The organism is Mucilaginibacter paludis DSM 18603 (genome assembly GCF_000166195.2).
GTDB lineage: Bacteria > Bacteroidota > Bacteroidia > Sphingobacteriales > Sphingobacteriaceae > Mucilaginibacter > Mucilaginibacter paludis.
Genome location: NZ_CM001403.1, coordinates 950,131 through 968,559, shown reverse-complemented (window position 1 = coordinate 968,559; position 18,429 = coordinate 950,131). Strand labels below are relative to the sequence as shown.

Annotated in this window: 13 protein-coding genes; all 13 read left to right on the top strand. The window is 43.4% G+C overall.

The window, feature by feature from the left end; translation table 11 throughout:
* The first annotated feature begins 59 nt into the window (after positions 1-59).
* Positions 60-635 (top strand): RNA polymerase sigma factor, encoded by a 576-nt coding sequence (locus tag MUCPA_RS04130; protein WP_008504633.1) that lies wholly within the window; start codon positions 60-62, stop codon positions 633-635.
* An 89-nt stretch (positions 636-724) separates the two neighbouring features.
* Positions 725-1,951: a FecR family protein gene (locus MUCPA_RS04125; RefSeq protein WP_008504632.1), complete on the top strand. Its 1,227-nt coding sequence runs from the start codon at positions 725-727 to the stop codon at positions 1,949-1,951.
* A 212-nt stretch (positions 1,952-2,163) separates the two neighbouring features.
* Positions 2,164-5,580: a TonB-dependent receptor gene (locus MUCPA_RS04120; protein WP_217220397.1), complete on the top strand. Its 3,417-nt coding sequence runs from the start codon at positions 2,164-2,166 to the stop codon at positions 5,578-5,580.
* A gap of 1 nt (position 5,581) precedes the next feature.
* Positions 5,582-7,603 (top strand): RagB/SusD family nutrient uptake outer membrane protein, encoded by a 2,022-nt coding sequence (locus MUCPA_RS04115; RefSeq protein ID WP_008504630.1) that lies wholly within the window; start codon positions 5,582-5,584, stop codon positions 7,601-7,603.
* Between the two features lie 46 nt (positions 7,604-7,649).
* Entirely contained in the window at positions 7,650-8,858 is a 1,209-nt protein-coding gene (locus MUCPA_RS04110; protein ID WP_008504629.1) for a DUF5000 domain-containing lipoprotein, read from the top strand.
* Between the two features lie 33 nt (positions 8,859-8,891).
* Complete coding sequence (locus tag MUCPA_RS04105) at positions 8,892-10,139, top strand: DUF4998 domain-containing protein (protein ID WP_008504628.1); 1,248 nt, start codon at positions 8,892-8,894, stop codon at positions 10,137-10,139.
* A 188-nt stretch (positions 10,140-10,327) separates the two neighbouring features.
* The gene (locus MUCPA_RS38785; RefSeq protein ID WP_008504627.1) at positions 10,328-12,526 is read left to right on the top strand and encodes a family 43 glycosylhydrolase; all 2,199 of its coding nucleotides are present in this window, start codon (positions 10,328-10,330) and stop codon (positions 12,524-12,526) included.
* Between the two features lie 400 nt (positions 12,527-12,926).
* Positions 12,927-13,115, top strand: a complete 189-nt coding sequence (locus tag MUCPA_RS36820; RefSeq protein ID WP_008504626.1) for a YtxH domain-containing protein — start codon at positions 12,927-12,929, stop codon at positions 13,113-13,115.
* A 10-nt stretch (positions 13,116-13,125) separates the two neighbouring features.
* Positions 13,126-14,505: an alpha-amylase family glycosyl hydrolase gene (locus MUCPA_RS04090; RefSeq protein ID WP_008504625.1), complete on the top strand. Its 1,380-nt coding sequence runs from the start codon at positions 13,126-13,128 to the stop codon at positions 14,503-14,505.
* A gap of 227 nt (positions 14,506-14,732) precedes the next feature.
* On the top strand, positions 14,733-16,403 hold the full coding sequence (locus MUCPA_RS04085; RefSeq protein WP_008504624.1) for a phospholipase D-like domain-containing protein: 1,671 nt from the start codon (positions 14,733-14,735) through the stop codon (positions 16,401-16,403).
* A gap of 11 nt (positions 16,404-16,414) precedes the next feature.
* Positions 16,415-17,497 (top strand): M4 family metallopeptidase, encoded by a 1,083-nt coding sequence (locus tag MUCPA_RS04080; RefSeq protein WP_008504623.1) that lies wholly within the window; start codon positions 16,415-16,417, stop codon positions 17,495-17,497.
* Positions 17,498-17,800 (top strand): protealysin inhibitor emfourin, encoded by a 303-nt coding sequence (locus MUCPA_RS04075; RefSeq protein WP_008504622.1) that lies wholly within the window; start codon positions 17,498-17,500, stop codon positions 17,798-17,800.
* A gap of 172 nt (positions 17,801-17,972) precedes the next feature.
* Positions 17,973-18,326 carry a VOC family protein gene (locus tag MUCPA_RS04070; protein ID WP_008504621.1) on the top strand — a complete coding sequence of 118 codons (354 nt, stop codon included), beginning with the start codon at positions 17,973-17,975 and terminating at the stop codon, positions 18,324-18,326.
* The last annotated feature ends 103 nt before the right edge of the window (positions 18,327-18,429 follow it).

Here is an 18,429-nt window from a genome sequence, read left to right as displayed (position 1 = left end):
TAATATCCTGATTTTTAAAGGTTAAGGATTAATTGTAGATAAAAATATTAATTTAGGAAATGCATAAGGATCTGGACAGTGATGATGTGCGGCGATTGATGATGGGCGATCAAGCGGCGTTTGAGAAGATTTATGATCTTTGCAGTGAAAAATTATTCCGCCTTGCTTTTCGTTTTTTAAAAGATACCGAACAAAGCGAAGAGATCGTTCAGGAAACTTTTATTAATCTGTGGCTTAACCGCGAGAAGCTCGATTCGCAGGGCAATATTTGGCTTTACCTGTATGTTGTTGGTAAAAGGTTGTCTTTAAATGCATTGAGAAACATATCCCAGTCAAAATTACACACCGAAAAATTACTCGCTAACTTTACCGAAACTCAAAATTACACAGAGGAGCTTGTGTTTGCGCACGATCTTGAATTATTAACCGAAAGAGTAATTGGCGATTTGCCAAAACAACAACAAATTATATTCAGGTTAAGTCGTTTTGAAGGTTTTTCGCACAAAGAAATCGCCGACCAATTGAATATCTCGCCCAATACCGTAAAAAATCATATGGGTACTGCGCTCAAAACCATCAAATCCAGGTTGGGCGATTGCGGCTTGATTTGCCTTTTTCTTTTTCTTTTTAAATAATTTTATTTTGAACTAGTCCTACCGCTTAAGTTGTGTGTTCTATCAATATAAAGCAGGTACCAAACCTGCTAATTATAAACCAATAGAATATGAACCAGGACAGACTTGAGCGTTTGCTGCAGGAATATTTTGATAATACAATAAGCAAAGCAGATGCTGTAGAATTGTTGAGGTATTTAAATAACCCTGAAAATAACATCAGCGATGTTATACAGGAAGAGATGCTCAGGCTGCAAAACGGACCGGTATTTGGCGGCTTGCAGAAAGGCGATGTTTTACAGCGCATAAAGTCGGATCCGAGGTTTATAAATCAACGGGCTAATCCGCAAACTAATCAACCTAAGGTTATTAAATTTTATCAAAGCAGCTGGTTTAAATCTGTTGCCGCAATTTTGTTTATTTGTTTGGGCCTGGGTTTGTATATCATCAATATTAAAAACAAAACGCCAGTTTCGGCGCTGGTTCAAAAGCCGGCTAAACAGCCTGTTATTTTACCGGGGGGTAACAAGGCAACTTTAACCCTTGCCAACGGGCAGGTTATTGTTCTGGATACAGCCAACAACGGCTTGATATCCAACGCTGGCAAAGAAAGTGTGGTTAAAAGCGGTAAATCTCAAATTACCTATAGTTCGGCCAAAGGCAGTTCCTCACCAGCCAGCGCGGGTAAAAATACCGCAATTGCCTATAATATTTTATCAACGCCCAAAGGTGGTGTTTTTAAAGTAGTGCTGCCCGACGGAACCAGGGTATGGTTAAACTCCGCATCTTCACTAAAATTTCCTACAGAGTTTACGGGTAATGAGCGTAGGGTAACACTTACCGGCGAAGCCTACTTTGAGGCTGCTAAAGATAAGAGTAAGCCATTTTTTGTTAATGCTAATGATATCGAGATCAGGGTTTTGGGTACGCACTTTAATATAGCGGCCTATAACGACGATAATAACATCACCACTACTTTGCTCGAGGGCTCGGTACAGGTTAAAAAGAATAATCAGTTATCATTTATTAAGCCCGGAGAGCAAGCCATAGTTGATAATAATACCGATATCATCAAAGTAGCACCGGCAAATATTGAAAAGGTGATGGCCTGGAAGAATGGCTATTTCATATTTGGCGATGAGGATATCAAAAGCATTATAAAAAAAATATCGCGATGGTACGACGTTGAGGTTGAATATCGTGGCGATTTTTCGAATGTACGATTAGGGGGTACGTTTTACCGCTCAAAAAGTATTACCGAATTACTGTCGTATATGGAAGACGTAGGTAAAATACATTATAAAATAACAGGGAGGAGGATACTTATTATGAATTAACACCTACATTCTTTTACACTTCTTTTTAATCAGCAAAGTAAAAAACAGGGGGCGATTGGAGCCGCCCCGTGTTGGCGCGCTAGCGCACTTTGTTAGGTTTTATTCAATTATTTAGGAACAACCAATTTTAACCTAACATTCAAATGTATAAAAAATTTACCGCATTTATTTTCGGTAGGCAATACCGCTGCGTTTATAAAATCCAGCTAACGATGAAAATAACCCTGATTTTGCTCGTGGCAGCTTTAGTGCAGGCTTCAGCTGCAACCTTTGCGCAAAAAGTCACCATACATGTTAAGGGCGCTAGTCTTAAAGATGTATTTAAACAAATTCAGAAGCAAACCAACTACGATTTTCTGTACAATGCCAGGGATCTGGAAATGGCCACGCCGGTTGATCTGGAGGTTGATGATGCCGGTTTAAAGCAGGCCCTGGATATTTGCTTTGCTAATCAGCCGGTAATATATACCATAAAAAATACATCTATTTTAATAACCAAAAAACCGGTAATACAACTTCAGGCTGTTGATAAAAATACCATAACCGGAAAGGTTACTGATGAAAAAGGAGAGCCCCTTATAGGCGTTTCGGTAAAAATAAAGGGGTCAACGATAGGTATCATAACCGATTTAAACGGAAAGTATACCCTTAGCGTTCCGGATAACAAGGCCGTGCTGGTTTTTACCTATATTGGTTATGATACCCAGGAGATTGCTGTAGGAGGCAAAACAGTAATTAACGTGGTATTAAAAACTAAAGAGAATAGCCTGAGCGAAGTTTCTGTTACTGTGGCTTATGGTACCCAGAAAAAAACAACGCTGGTAAGCGCTGTTACCTCTGTTGATCCGGCCGAGTTAAAGGGCCCTACAAGTAATTTGACAACCATGCTGGCGGGTAAAGTTGGAGGTATCATTTCCTATCAGCGAAGCGGCGAACCAGGCCAGGATAATGCTTCGTTTTTTATCAGGGGAGTTGGCACCTTTGGTGCGGGCAAAGTAGATCCTTTGATTTTGATTGACGGGGTTGAATCAAGCACCAATGATTTAGCCAGGTTACAACCTGATGATATAGGCGGCTTTTCGGTACTTAAAGATGCTACTGCAACATCTTTGTACGGTGCAAGGGGTGCCAATGGCGTTATACTTATTAATACCAAGTTAGGGGTACCCGGAAAGTTGAAACTTAATGCCCGTGTAGAAAGTTCAACATCAAGTAATACCCGCAATATTGGGCTTGCCGACAATATTACCTATATGACGCTTGCCAACGAGGCGGTGTTAACCCGGAACCCGCTGGGAGCATTACCCTATTCACAAAATAAAATTGATCATACAGCAAATGGCGATAATCCCTTGCTGTATCCCAGCAATAATTGGATACAGCAGTTAATTAAGGATAAAACCAATAACCAAAGGTTTAACATCAATGCAAGTGGCGGCTCAGACAAGGCTAAGTATTATTTAGCCATGACCTATAATATTGATAACGGTAACCTTAAAGATAATTCGCTTAATGGTTTTAATAACAATATCAAGCTGCAATCGTATTCATTGCTATCAAACGTTACACTAAACCTCACCAAAACCACCGAGGCGCTCATTAGCCTTAAAGGCCGGTTTGACGATTATAATGGCCCCATAGGAGGTGGCAGCCGAACCTATACCAATGCTTTATGGAGTAACCCGGTAGCTTTTCCGGCGGTGTATTCTCCAAGCCTTTTGCCTTATATAAAGCACCCCTTATTTGGTAATGAGCTAATACCGGGCGGCGGCGGCTTATATGTAAACCCTTATGCACAATCGCTGTCGGGTTTTCAAACCTCTAATACAAGTACCATTGTAGCCCAATTGAGCCTTAAACAAAATCTGGATGCGGTTACGCCCGGGTTATCAGCACGGGTAATGGCTTATACCACGCGCTATGCAAGCTTTTCGGTATCGCGTCAGGTGAGCCCTTATTTTTACCGTTCAAACTCGCTCGATGGTGTATTTACCGGGCTAACGCTGCTTAATGATGGCGCGCCGGGCAGCATTGGTTCAACACCAACCGAGTATTTAACTTATTCGCCCGGTGCTGCTACTGTTAACAGCACTATATATGCGGAATCGGCCATCAATTACTCCCATATATTTAGCGTTAAGCATAGTGTAGGCGCATTATTGATAGGTACCATCAGAAACTACCTTACCGGCAACGCACCCAATCTGCAAGCTTCTCTGCCGGCGCGTAACGAAGGTGTTTCGGGCAGGTTTACATACGGCTATGATAATCGCTACCTGGTTGAGTTTGATTTTGGTTATAATGGCTCGGAGCGGTTTGCGGCCAACCACAGGTTCGGCTTTTTCCCGTCGGTAGGTGGCGGCTGGATCGTATCTAACGAAAAATTCTTTAAGCCCTTACTCAAAGTTATTAATCAGCTTAAATTCAGGGGCACTTATGGTTTAGTTGGTAATGATCAGATTGGAGACGTGAACGATCGTTTTTTCTATCTATCTAATGTCAGCTTAAACGGTGGTTCAGCCGGTAATTTCGGAACAAATTTTGGCTACAGCAGGCCTACCATATCAACAGCCCGGTATGAAAACGAGGATATAACCTGGGAGCAGTCTAAACAAACCAACCTGGGTATGGATCTGACGTTATTGAACGACCTCACCATCACGGTGGATGCCTACCGCATGTACCGCAGCAATATTTTAATGGTTAGAAGCTCTATCCCTACTTCCATGGGTCTGCAGGCCCCGATCTCGTCAAACGCCGGGAAAGCCAGAAGCCAGGGTGTGGATTTAGCGCTCGATTATCATAAAAACTTCAGCAATTCTTTTTGGATTCAAACCCGCGGTACATTAACATACGCGGTTAGCAAATTGCTGGTAAATGAGGAGCCGATTTACCCGGCAAATGATCAGAATTTATCTCGTGTTGGCTATTCGTTAGGCCAGATATACGGCCTGGTGGCCGAGCGGCTTTTTATCGATCAGCGCGAGGTTAACAATTCGCCCATACAATACGGATCTATCATGGCCGGGGATATTAAGTACCGCGACGTAAATGGCGATGGTAAAATTACCAATGCCGATTTTGTGCCAATGGGCTACCCGGTAACCCCCGAGCTTATTTATGGTTTTGGTTTTTCGATGGGCTATAAAAATTTCGATATCAGTGCTTTCTTTCAGGGCTCGGCGCGGTCTTCGTTCCTCATCTCATCGGCAGATATCACCCCTTTTACTACACCAGCCAGGCTTAACGTTGATCCGTACTATTTACAGGCTGGTAACCAGGATGGTTTGCTAAAATCTATTGCCGATAGCCACTGGTCCGAAGATAACCAGAACTCTTATGCTTTTTGGCCCAGGTTAAACAGCAGTATTTCCACAAATAATACTCAGCCTTCAAGCTGGTGGCTGCAAAACGGTGCCTTTGTCCGCTTAAAATCTACCGAGATCGGTTATAATGCTCCTGCTTCGATTTTAAAGAAAATTGGTTTTGGCAGCCTGCGCGTTTACATCAACGGTACAAATTTATTTACCATGAGTGCCTTTAAGTTATGGGATCCTGAAATGGGGGCATCCGGACTGGGATACCCTATCCAGAAGGTATTTAATGTGGGTTTAATTGCGGGATTTTAAAATGAAAAAATTGATTGATATGAAACATATTAACCTTAAGCAGGAAAACCTTAAAAAGGAACCTGGCCAATGTCTTTTTTTTACATGGAGTACTCAGGCAAGGTACTGCATGGTTTTACTATCGATGCTATTGATAGTGTTTGGTTCATCGTGTAAAAAATCGTTCCTGGATGTAGTGCCCGATAACGTGTCTACCATAGCTAATGCATTTGCATCAAAAACCGAGGCCGAAAAATATTTATTTACCTGTTATAATTATTTACCCATCGAGGTTGATCCTACTTTCAATGTCGGCCTATCGGCCAGCGATGAGGTTTTTGTACTCGATCCGGCAAGCCACATCCGGTCAACTAACGTGATGCGGCTGATTTATGGCGATCAGAATACTTCAGATCCTATTGCTAACTACATGAACGGCACCAGGGATGCATCTGCCAATTACAAAGCGATAAGGGATTGTAATGTTTTTTTGGAGAACGTAACCGATCCGAATAAAATACCCGATCTGGATATTGATACCCGGGTAAGATGGACCGCCGAAGCACAGTTTTTAAAGGCTTTTTACCATTTTATTTTGTTCCGCGCTTACGGGCCTATACCGGTAATTGATAAAAACCTGCCCATTGATGCGCCTATTGATCAGATCCGCGTTAAGCGCCAGCCTGTTGATAGCGTAGTTAATTACATTGCTAATTTATTAGATGCTGCTGCAGCCAATTTGCCGCTAACCATAAACAATTCGGCATCAGAACTGGGGCGCATTACCAAGCCGATAGCGCTTAGTTTAAAGGCCAGGCTGTTAACTACTGCGGCAAGCCCGCTGTTTAACGGCAACTCAGATTATGGCTCGTTTAAGAATAAAGATGGTGGTGCCTTATTTAACCCTACCTATAGCGTTGCCAAATGGCAAAGAGCGGCCGATGCCTGCAAAGCCGCTATCGATCTGTGCGCCGCGCAGGGTATAGTTTTATACACTTTGCCAGCGGGGGCAACCACCAATACACTTAGTGATACCACCCAAGTACAGTTGGGTATCAGAAACGCGATGAGTGAACCCTGGAACAGCGAGTTAATATGGGGACTGACCGCCAATAACAATATTGGTTTTAATTCTTTTTTGCAATCCATGGCCGTAGGGCAGTTTGATTTCCCCAACGCGGTAGCATCAAAAACTGCAAACCACCCGCTGCTGGGCCCTACCCTAAAAATGGCAAGAATGTTCTATACCAAAAACGGTGTGCCTATTGACGAAGATAAAACCCTCGATTTTACCAATATAGCGGCTTTACGAACTGCCGTACACGCAGAGCGGTTTTATGTAAAGGAAGGCGAAGTTACCGCCAGGCTTAATTTTGACAGGGAACCCCGCTATTATGCCGACCTGGGTTTTGACAGGGGGATTTGGTACATGGCCAACAGCCCATCCAAAAGTGATGAAAATACATTTTGGCTGATGGCCCGTGGTGGCGAAACAAGCCAATCGTCGCCGGTACCGGTTACTGGCTTTTACATGAAAAAAGATTTGAACTGGCATTTCGACTGGAATTCTGTAACTTATGTACCCTATCCTTTCCCCGAGATCAGGCTTGCCGATTTGTATTTGTTATATGCCGAAGCCTTAAACGAAGCACAGGGGCCCGTGGCCGATGTTTATACTTATGTTAACAAGGTACGCACCAGGGCCGGCCTGCCATCGGTACAAACATCATGGGCAAATTTTAGCACTAACCCGTCAAAATATACCACCCAGGCAGGTATGCGGTCAATTATCCAAAGGGAGCGCGCTGTAGAGCTATGCTTTGAGGGCCAGCGTTACTGGGATTTGGTACGCTGGAAAACAGCCGGGCAGGAGCTTAACAGCAATATAACCGGTTGGACGGTGAGCGGCCAAACAGCCGATCTGTATTACCGTGAGGTTTCTTTCCTGTCGAGACATTTTTTAACTCCGAGAGATTATTTATGGCCCATACAAGAAAACGATTTGCTGGTTAACCAAAATCTGGTACAAAATCCTAACTGGTAAAATGATGGTTTGTTAAATATTTCCTTTAAAATAAAACATTAAAAATATGAAAACAACAAGATTGCTATCCGCCTGCTATGTGCTGTTTATTTTGATAGCGATAGCAGCAGGGTGTAAGCAAGACGCAATAAATAAGCCTAACGTTACCAATACCAACGCGCCTGGCGTAGTTAGCAATGTAACCGTAGTAAACCTTAACGGCAAGGCCGCCTTAACCTATACCTTGCCTGGCGATAAAGATCTGCTGTACGTAAAGGCTGTTTACCAGATAGGCCCCGGTCGTACAGAAGAGGTAAAGGCCTCTAACTACTCCAATACATTAACGGTGGTAGGCTTTGGGGATACTTTGGCGCACACGGTGCAATTATACGCCGTAAATTCGAGCGAGGTGGCATCGGCACCTGTTACTGTTACGGTAAACCCCTTAACGCCAGCCATCAACTTAGCCCGCAGATCGTTAAAGGTTATTGCTACATTTGGCGGTTTTAGCCTAACCTGTAACAATCCTACGCAAGAAAACCTGGCTATTATCCCTTTGGTAGATACAACCGGTAAAGGTAAGTGGGTGCAAACCCTGGGCATGGATAATGTTTATAGTAATGCGCCTGTAATTAACAGTATTGAAAGGGGGCAGCCGGCAATAACCAGGAAATATGCCTTTGTGGTTAGAGATAGGTGGCTCAATTTTTCGGATACTTTGTTTACCAGCCTTACGCCGTTATTTGAGCAACTTTTGCCAAAATCAAGCTGGAGCAATTACGTTTTGCCAAATGATGCCACGTTGCTTTACTCGTATACCAATTTGCCGCAAATATTTGATGGTAATTTTAATCCGGGTTGGCCCAATATATTGTTTACTGTAGAAAACGCCGGTACGCCGCAAATGGTAACGCTCGATTTGGGTAAGGCGCATGTATTTAGCCGTTTTCAAATTAATCCGTTTTTAGAAGTTGGCAATGTGTACTATGTGCGCGGTAATCAAAAAGATTTTGAGATATGGGGCTCTAACAATCCTAACCTGAACGGTGCGCTTGATGCCAGCTGGACACTGCTTACCACCTGCCATGTAGTTAAACCTTCCGGCTCGGCCTCGGGTACCGAAACCGCTGCCGACCAGGCTTATGCTAAAAGCGGATGGCAGTTTGATTTCCCGGTACTGAGCCAATCGTACAGGTACGTGCGGATCAGGAGTTTGCAAAACTGGCAAGGATCATATTTTATGAGCATGGGCGAATTTACCCTTTGGGGAAATTAGTTAACCGGGTTTAATCAGATAATACATAAAAAAATGAAACAACATCAAAATATAGCACTTTACACCATCGCCTTGTTGCTGTTAATAGCCGGCGCATGTACTAAAATGGATGCTTACAAAGATAAATACCTTAAAAACGGCTCCATTGTTTATCCGGGCAGAATGGATTCGGTAAAGATATTTTCGGGCAGAAACAGGGTGAAGGTAACCGGGCTTTTTACATCCGACCCCAAAATTGTAAAGTACAGGGTTTTTTGGAACAGCAGGCGCGACTCTGTCGAAGTGGCAATTAAAAGAACATCGGGGGTTGATACTGCCAGGGTGATTATCAGTAATTTACCCGAAGGGCTCATGAGTTTTGAGGTGAGAACTTATGATGCGCAGGGAAACATCTCTGTACCGGTGGATACTGCCGCCAATGTTTATGGAGATTTATATCAGGCTTCTATTACAAACAGGGCCATAGTTGATGCTGCTATGCAAGCCGACGGTTCGGCTTTAATTACCTGGGCCGATGTAGATAAAACATCAGGCATCGTTAATATGGAGATTAAGTATGCCGATAAGTTTAATAAATCGCACGATACCATCGTTACTTCAGCTATAAAGGGGTTAACAACAACGTTGCCTAATTTTAAGCCAGGTAACAGCATTAGCTATAGTACGGCATACGTGCCCACTGCAACCGCTATTGATAAATTTAATACGGCCTATCAAACCCATAGTGTAAAGGCCGAAATTACCAGTATCTATTTATCAAACACAGGGCCGTTTACCCCGGCTGCTAATACTGGAAGATGGGGCGTTCTTGGTGCCCCGTGGATTACCAATGCCGCGGCCATGAATAAGAGTGGAGGTACCATCGGTGGCTATTCATCAGATGTTGGTGGCGTTATTAACTGGGAAACCTGGGATAATACGCCGGTTGTTAACGGTATCGTATATCAGGCCACGTCTTCGCCTTTACCCGCCGGCAATTACATGGTGATGTTTGATGAGTACTCGGAGGTTCAAAGCAATTCTTCCGTATATTGCGTTGCGGCTGCCGGTGGCGGGGGCATCCCGGTGCTGGCCAATCTTTCAACTGCCCTTGGTTACGTTTCGCTGTTTAATGGTGCTACGGTGGGCAAAACAAGCCCTAACGTTAGCGATACCCGCAGTTTTAACTTTACGCTTACGGCTCCCCAGGTTGTGTCTATCGGTTTTTTAGGAAACGTTGTAGGTAGCGGCAACCCGGGTAGCTATTTTCAGGTAAAAAATATCAAGCTATTTCAAAATTAGTTTGGAGATATAAACTGATTTTTATCTCTTCGCAGAAGGTAGTATTTTATTGACCATCAAAATGACCAACCGGTTTTTTGTACCGGCTGGTCATTTGATGTTAGTGTTTTTGTAGTGGATAGGCATAAAATTCAGCCGGTCCAGTAAATAGAGGTAAAATAAGCCTGTTCATATTTTTAATTGATATTATGCCTTTTAAACTCCGCGCAAAAATTTTTAAGCACTTTGTAGTGTTTGGCTTGTTAGCCACATTAAATTTTATCCCGTTTTTAAGTAAAGCCCAGGCCTTAAGCACTAGCAAGCCGCAACCTAACAGCGCCTATCTGTTTGTTTACTTTACCGGTAATGATAAAAGCGAAGAGGCTATCCGCTTTGCCATCAGTGCTGATGGATACCATTATCGCGCCCTAAATAACAATAACCCTGTAATCAAGAGTACGGGTATCAGTGCTACCGGTGGCGTTCGCGATCCGCATATCCTGCGTGGTGCCAACGGTAAAACTTTTTATATGGTAGCAACCGATATGGTTTCGGCAAATGGTTGGGACTCCAACAGGGGAATGGTGCTGTTGAAATCAACCAACCTGATTCAATGGACAAGCAGCAAAATTAACATCCCCCAGGCATTTCCGCAGTTTGCAGGCGTTAACAGGGTATGGGCTCCTCAAACAATTTACGATGCTAAAGCAGGCAAATACATGGTCTATTTTTCCATGCGTGCCGGTAACGAACCTGATAAAATATATTACGCCTATGCCAATCAGGATTTTACAGCGCTTGAAACCGTACCCCAGCAGTTGTTTTTTAATCCATCGGGCGGTGCATGCATCGATGGTGATATCGTACAAAAGGACGGCCAATATCACTTGTTTTTTAAAACCGAGAATAACGGCGCAGGTATTAAAATAGCAGTTTCAAAAGAGTTAACCAGCGGCTATGTACTACAGGATAAGTATGTACAACAAACTACCGACCCGGTTGAAGGATCGGGCGTTTTTAAACTGAACGACGGCACTGGTTATATTTTGATGTATGATTTGTATACCAAAGGTAGATACCAGTTTACCCATACTGCCGATTTGAAGACGTTTAAAGTAATTGACGGCGAGATAAGTATGAATTTCCACCCGCGGCACGGCACAGTTATGCCCATAACCACCCGCGAGGCCGAAACCTTGTTACAAAAATGGATGCCTGCCTCGGATGTTGTTAAAACAGTGCAGGCCCAGGGGCTTAAACCGATCAATATCGTATTAGATACCAATACCAATAAGCTTTATCTGCCTTTTTTGCCGGGTACCAATCTTAAAAGCGTTAAACTGAAGTTTATGCAAATGCCGGGCATCAGCATTAAGCCATCCACAGCTGTTGATTTTACCAAAGGAGGAGTAAGGCTCCAGGTTACTATTGCCGGGCATAAGCCGGTAAAATACCAATTGATAGCAGTGAAAAATCATAACCCTGTTTTGGCGGGTTATTATGCCGATCCGGAGATTTTGTATGCTGAAAAAACGCATCAATTTTATATCTATCCTACTTCTGATGGTTTTACAGGCTGGAGCGGCACTTACTTTAAAGCATTTTCGTCTGCCGACCTGGTGAACTGGAAGGATGAGGGCGTAATTTTAGATCTGGCAAAAAATGTAAGCTGGGCCAAACGCAATGCCTGGGCGCCGTGTATCATTGAGAAAAAAATCAATGGCGCTTATAAATATTTTTACTATTTCTGTGCCGCCCAGAAAATAGGAGTGGCTGTTGCCGATAATCCATCGGGGCCTTTTACCGACCTTGGCCATCCCCTGATTGATAAATTGCTGGAGGGTGTTTCTGGAGGCCAGCAAATTGATCCGGATGTTTTTACCGACCCGCAAACAGGTAAGAGTTATTTGTATTGGGGGAACGGCTATATGGCCGGTGCCGAACTGAATGACGATATGGTATCGCTGAAACCGGGTACTACCACCATCATGACGCCCAATAACAATTTCCGCGAGGGTGTCTATGTTTTTTACCGTAAAGGTACCTATTACTTTACCTGGTCTGAAGATGATACCCGGAGCGAAAACTACCAGGTGCATTATGGCACAGCTACAAGTCCGCTTGGCAAAATAAACGTGCCTTCTGCTAATTTGGTTATCGCCAAAAACAAAGCTGAAGGCATTTATGGCACCGGGCACAATTCCGTGTTGCAAATACCCGGCACAGATGAGTGGTACCTGGTTTATCATCGTTTTAATTATCCTAACGGAATTACCATGGGCGAGGCAGCAGGCTATAACCGCGAGGTGTGCATCGATAAAATGGAGTTTAATGCAGACGGAAGTATCATCCCTGTAAAACCTACACACAAAGGTATTATGCCTGTAAGGGTGAACGCAAACAAATAATTGCCACCTTGCTACCTGGTTGGCATGGTCTTTCTGGCTTAAACAAAACGATGGTAAAATGCCATCGTTTTGTTTAAAGGTATCTTTTTTGGGGGGTTGGTGAGGTTGAATTCAGCTGGCAAAATCGTGCTCTTCATAATTTTTATGTCAATTCATCTCAATTTGTTTAATTCGCCAAACATTTCACCTGTTGGGCTTTACCAATCCGGTTCATTAATATTGATTTCGCACCAACCAATTATCAAATTTTGTGAACCTTTTATCGCAGTTTTTCAAGTGCTTATATATACCTTTAACCAACAGAATTAATTATATTTTAATTTTAACGATAGGTATTCACCAATTAAGCAATTATGGCATCATATTTAATGGATACAGTGCGAACCATAAAATTATTACCATGAGTCATATTAAATCTTTTCTATTGGGTGTAGGCGTATCTTTCGGTGTTTATTATCTTACCAAGCGCCGTGCGGATGGAAGTTCTATCCTGGATGATATTCTCGATAACCCCGAAGAGTTTGTCCACCGGGCTAAAAATCAGGCCATTGCTGATGTAGTTGATACCGTTAAGGAAAAAATATCCTGAATTGCCTAAGATGGATCAACATCAACCCGACAGTACCTACTGGCCAAGCGAAGCCGTATTTTATAGTATTTACCCCTTAGGGATGCTTGGCGCCCCCGAGGCTAATGATTTTGCCAGCCTGCCGGTAAACCGTTTGCAGCAAATTGAGAACTGGATACCTCACATCAAAGACTTGGGCTGCAACGCCCTGTACCTCGGGCCTGTTTTTGAATCGGATTTTCACGGCTATGATACTGCTGATTACCTGACAGTGGACAGGCGGCTGGGCGATAACCAAGCTTTAACAGATCTGAGTATCAGCCTCCATCAAAATGGTATCAGGCTGGTGCTCGACGGCGTATTTAACCACGTAGGCCGAAATTTTTTTGCATTTAAGGATTTGCAAGTCTATGGAGAAAATTCGGCCTATCGCGATTGGTTTTGCGGGGTCGATTTTAGCCGCCAAAGCAGCTATGGTGACGATTTTTATTACGATGGTTGGTACGATGCTTACAACCTGGTTAAATTAAATGTAAAGAATGCTGAAGTAAGCAACTACTTGTTAGGAGCCGTTGCAAGCTGGATGGATAATTTTGATATCGATGGCATCCGCCTGGACGTTGCCGAGATTATTGATAAGGGCTTTCTTGCTCAACTTGCCGCATTTTGCCGCGCACGTAAGCCTAATTTCTGGTTGATGGGCGAAGTGATTAAAGGCGATTACAACGAATGGGCCAATCAGGATATGCTGGATTCAACTACCAATTACGAGGTATACAAAGGCATTTATTCGAGCCACAACGATCATAATTATTTTGAGATAGCCTGGGCGCTCGATCGGCAATATGGCGATGATGGGCTTTATCGCCACCTTTTGCTTTATAACTTTGTTGATAATCACGATTGTACCCGTATAGCCAGTATTTTACACCAGTATAACCACCTTTTTCCGGTTTATGCTTTGTTGTTTACCATTCCGGGCATCCCGTCAGTTTACTACGGCAGCGAATGGGCCATATCCGGTGTAAAAGGAGAACGTGAAGACACCGCGCTGCGGCCTGCGGTCAGCTTTGTGCCCGATTTAGCCGACTGTGCGCTTTATAGTTATATCCGGCACCTTATCCGCATCAGGCAACTGAGCATAGCCCTGCGCCGGGGAAGCTACCGCCAGCTTTTTGTAAACCATGAGCAACTGGTGTTCGAGAGGCGCACCGATGATGAGCTTGTGATTGTAGCCATCAACTCGTCGGAAGAATCCGCAAGCGTAGAGTGTATGACATGGTGTAACGAAGGGACCATATTACAGGATCAGCTGGACCTAAGCTACAAACTTGTTATAGCTAACGGAAACATCAATATTACGGATATACCTGCCAGCGCGGCGCGCATATTGAAGCAAATTGCAGATTAATTGATGCAGAAGAACTGCGTTTGTTTTTGATATAGAGTAGGGGTGAATATCTCCTGGGCTTGGCAATGTCAGGTTAAATATTTGATGCCGGTTGCATTTTTGCCGTTTATAATAATCAAGAAATGTTTATAATTATTTATTTGATTAAATACGATAATTGGTTTTATTAAATAGGTAAATAGTTTAATTTTAGGGTATTATATCACCCGAAAAATAAGCCTAAACAAATGCAAAGTCCAACTTTTCTCAAAATCGCGGAGGTCAGAACGCGTATTGAAAACGATTTTCTGCCCGTTCTGCAAACCATTCAGCAAATCAAGAGTGGCACCCTGCCAGAATTTGATCTTAAAGATTATGAAAATATCGTAGATATCCGACCGGGATATAAAGTAGTTGATGGCGAGCTAACTGATACTAAAGCGATCGTTATCCTGGTGAAGAGTGTGAGCGGCAAAGCAATTCCGGAAGAAATCAATCACATTGCCACTGACGTGGACATTGTTTCTCCTTTTGAGTACATCAGGAAGCAAAATAAAGAAAAAGTGGAAAGCCTTTTACCTGGTACGCAGGTTAACAATACCAAGTATTTACTGGATTCTTCGGAATTTGATACCGAAGGCTTTGTGGCTGAATCATTTGTACCTAAAATTGGCTATCAGCCGCCAACCGACTTTACATTGGATGCGGTTGACGAAGATATTACGCTGATATGCCATGTAAGCCCGGAAGATGGCTGGGAACAACTGTCGGAATTTTTAACAGGGGTGGAGCAGGAATTAAGGGTTGGCATGTACGACTTTTCTGCTCCCGGAATTGAGCAAAGCTTAATTGATGTTGCCAGGAGCGGAGCCGACATCAACCTGGTTTACGACGGTAAACCTGCTGCGGGTGTGGGTAAAGGAAATAAGGCAGACGATAAAACCGAAGACGAGATTATTAAGTCGATAGACGCTGCAAAAACCGGCCAGTTTGTGCATGTTAAAGCCAGCCTGAACAAAGGGGGCCTTTTTGCCAATGCCTATCACATAAAAGTTGCTGTAAAGGATAAAAAAATGTTCTGGCTATCAAGCGGCAACTGGCAATCGTCTAATCAGCCGGATATGTCAAAGACGAGTTCCTTCGCTTCGGCGCTGCAAAATTATAACAGGGAATGGCATATCATCGTAACCAACGATAAGCTTTCGGAAACTTATTACAAGTTTTTAAAATATGATCTGGAGCAATCTGTAAATAAGGCGCAGGGTTTTGTGTCCCTTAATACCGGGGAAACCGATTTGCATGATATATTGCTGCCCGTGAATGCACTGGTACGAACAACGGGATTAAAGAAATTTCCACCCAAGGTAATTACAGCCCGGATGAAGATCCAGCCTGTACTTACCCCTGATAATTATATTGCCCAGATCCGGCCGCTCATTGAAAACGCAACCACAAGGATCTACTTTCAAAACCAATACATCCATATTGGGAAAACCATGACCGACGAATTTACAGGTTTGCTCACCGCGTTAAAAGATAAGGCAGAAACCCTTGATGTGAAGATCATCCTGCGGTACGAGCCCGACGCCCGTTTAATGGTTGAAAACCTGAAAGCCTTCGGCTTCGACAGCAGCAAAATCAGGATACAAAACAATTGTCATAACAAAGGGATCATTATTGACGATGAAATTATCGTTCTCGGCAGCCATAACGGATCTAATGACGGGATGGAGTTTAATCGAGATGCTTCACTAATTATTTATAACAGTGAAGTGCAAAATTATTATGAAGAGGTTTTTCAATTTGACTGGGACAATCTGGCCAAATCCGGAATCGGCAAAGAAGCGGCATCCGGCGACCAGGAAGGATTTTTAGCAGGAGGGGATGTTTTACAGAATTGGGAATCGGCATTTGATTAATCACTTTCATCATGGAAAAACATTATTGCAATTGTTATATCGTTCCGCCCAACATCCTTGAAAAAATGAAGAACGATAACATCATCACAAACGAGGTTTACCAGCGTTCTTCTGAAATATCGCTTAACGTTATTTCGGCAAGAAAGAAGATCAGCGAACAACTGAATGGATTTTTACCCACCAACCCTAAAGGGACTGCCCAGCGGTTTATTTATGACTCCAAGAATACCGCCAAAGAACACTTTGAACTGGTGAGGCAGGAGCATGATGCTGCCATTGCCGACGATACCGCCAACCAGGTTTTTGATAACTGTGGACGCGTACGCGATTTTTTTAACCAGGAGTATAACTTTTTTTCTGTTGATAATAATGGGAAAAATATGGTGATGAATATCCATTACGAGGACACTTTCCTGAATGCATTATGGAGTACCAAGATTGACCAGATGATATTTGGAGATGGTGACGGTGTTACTCTCGGCAATTTTGCGGCAGCGCTGGATGTAATAGCCCACGAGTTAACCCATGGCATTGTTGAGTATACATCGGGGCTTATCTATACCGGACAATCTGGCGCCTTAAACGAGCATTTGGCCGATGTTTTTGGTACGGTAGTTAAACAGCACTATAAGAATCAAAATGCCGCAACTGCTGATTGGCTTATTGGCGATACCATTGTTGGTGCCAACTGGCCTGGCAAGGCGGTCAGGTCAATGTCTGCCCCTGGAACTGCTTTCAACGGCGATCCGCAACCGGATCATATGAGCCACTATAATAATGCCCCGGACGACAATTTTGGAGTACATACCAATAGTGGTATACTAAACAAGGTTTTTTACCTGGTGGCCAACGGAATACCACCCAAAAATGATGGTACCAGTAAAAAAGATGCTGTGGCCGGACTTGATACCCCTTTGGCTGGCCGGCTTTGGTTCGAATCACTAAAAAATATCAAAAGTCCGAATTGTGATTTCAGGGGATTTTATGAAGTGGTTATGCAGACTACACAAACGTTGATGCATGAAAATGTGATCACCAGGGTTGACGCCCTTGATTTTATTAAATTAGCTTTCGGGGAAGTGGGTATCAGTTAAATGACGTTCAGCATAGACATTAACGGCGGATGGATCGGGAAAATGTCGACCCGGGGTAACGTTAACGAGCTTCCTCCGGAGCTGCAAAATGCAATGAGGTCGATTTTTCAAAGCCAGCCGGAATATGTGCCACTGGCAGATAATCAACTGCTGGCTATGGATGAAACCTCGTATTCCCTCCGCGTAGAAGAGGAAGGTAAAGCGGTTGAACTTAAATTCTCCGACGGTACAATTCCCCAGCGTGTAAAGCCTTTGATAAAAAATCTTGCTGACCGAGCCAGGGCACAGCGTTTTGGCGGGTAATCAAATTTTAAGCCGGAACAGAAGTCAACAACATGGCAAGGGGTTCAAAAACGCCGCAGGTGTTGGTAACAAGGCCATATTAAGAATCCTGAATACGATTATCATCACCCTTGTCCAGGCTATTGATTAGTGGGACATACCGCGTTATGATTATATTTCATCAAAAAACAGCATGAAACTTTTATCCTTAGAACCCTTTGTTCCGTCGGGTATCAATTTTGAAGCTTCTAAACAGTTTTTCCAGGAATTAGGCTTTCATATCAATTGGGAGGCAGACGGTTATGCCGGTCTACAGCGCGACGAATGCAGGTTTATCCTACAGCAATTTGAAAACGAGGCATTTGCGCAGAATTTTATGCTCAGTGTAAAAGTGAGCAACGTTGAAGAGTTTAGAAGCAGCGTACTTGATAAGCAACTACCCGAAAAATATGGCATCCGCATCGGGCAGATCACCCCGCAACCTTACGGCCGGGAAGTGAATGTGATAAATATTGCCAGGGTTTGCTGGCATTTTGTTGAGCAATAGTGGGTTGTTGTTAACCAAAGGCTTACTATGCTGAATTAAAACTAAGGGCTAAGCTACCCTCCGGATTGAAATCCGTAAGGTTGTTGCATCTATAATTTACCCG

What these genes read in the sequence shown, in the direction of transcription:
- MUCPA_RS04075 (WP_008504622.1), top strand. Translation starts at nt 17,498, where the DNA reads ATGACGTTCAGCATAGACATTAACGGCGGATGGATCGGGAAAATGTCG.
- MUCPA_RS04125 (WP_008504632.1), top strand. Translation starts at nt 725, where the DNA reads ATGAACCAGGACAGACTTGAGCGTTTGCTGCAGGAATATTTTGATAAT.
- MUCPA_RS04070 (WP_008504621.1), top strand. Translation starts at nt 17,973, where the DNA reads ATGAAACTTTTATCCTTAGAACCCTTTGTTCCGTCGGGTATCAATTTT.
- MUCPA_RS36820 (WP_008504626.1), top strand. Translation starts at nt 12,927, where the DNA reads ATGAGTCATATTAAATCTTTTCTATTGGGTGTAGGCGTATCTTTCGGT.
- MUCPA_RS04090 (WP_008504625.1), top strand. Translation starts at nt 13,126, where the DNA reads ATGGATCAACATCAACCCGACAGTACCTACTGGCCAAGCGAAGCCGTA.
- MUCPA_RS38785 (WP_008504627.1), top strand. Translation starts at nt 10,328, where the DNA reads ATGCCTTTTAAACTCCGCGCAAAAATTTTTAAGCACTTTGTAGTGTTT.
- MUCPA_RS04110 (WP_008504629.1), top strand. Translation starts at nt 7,650, where the DNA reads ATGAAAACAACAAGATTGCTATCCGCCTGCTATGTGCTGTTTATTTTG.
- MUCPA_RS04130 (WP_008504633.1), top strand. Translation starts at nt 60, where the DNA reads ATGCATAAGGATCTGGACAGTGATGATGTGCGGCGATTGATGATGGGC.
- MUCPA_RS04120 (WP_217220397.1), top strand. Translation starts at nt 2,164, where the DNA reads ATGAAAATAACCCTGATTTTGCTCGTGGCAGCTTTAGTGCAGGCTTCA.
- MUCPA_RS04085 (WP_008504624.1), top strand. Translation starts at nt 14,733, where the DNA reads ATGCAAAGTCCAACTTTTCTCAAAATCGCGGAGGTCAGAACGCGTATT.
- MUCPA_RS04105 (WP_008504628.1), top strand. Translation starts at nt 8,892, where the DNA reads ATGAAACAACATCAAAATATAGCACTTTACACCATCGCCTTGTTGCTG.
- MUCPA_RS04080 (WP_008504623.1), top strand. Translation starts at nt 16,415, where the DNA reads ATGGAAAAACATTATTGCAATTGTTATATCGTTCCGCCCAACATCCTT.
- MUCPA_RS04115 (WP_008504630.1), top strand. Translation starts at nt 5,582, where the DNA reads ATGAAAAAATTGATTGATATGAAACATATTAACCTTAAGCAGGAAAAC.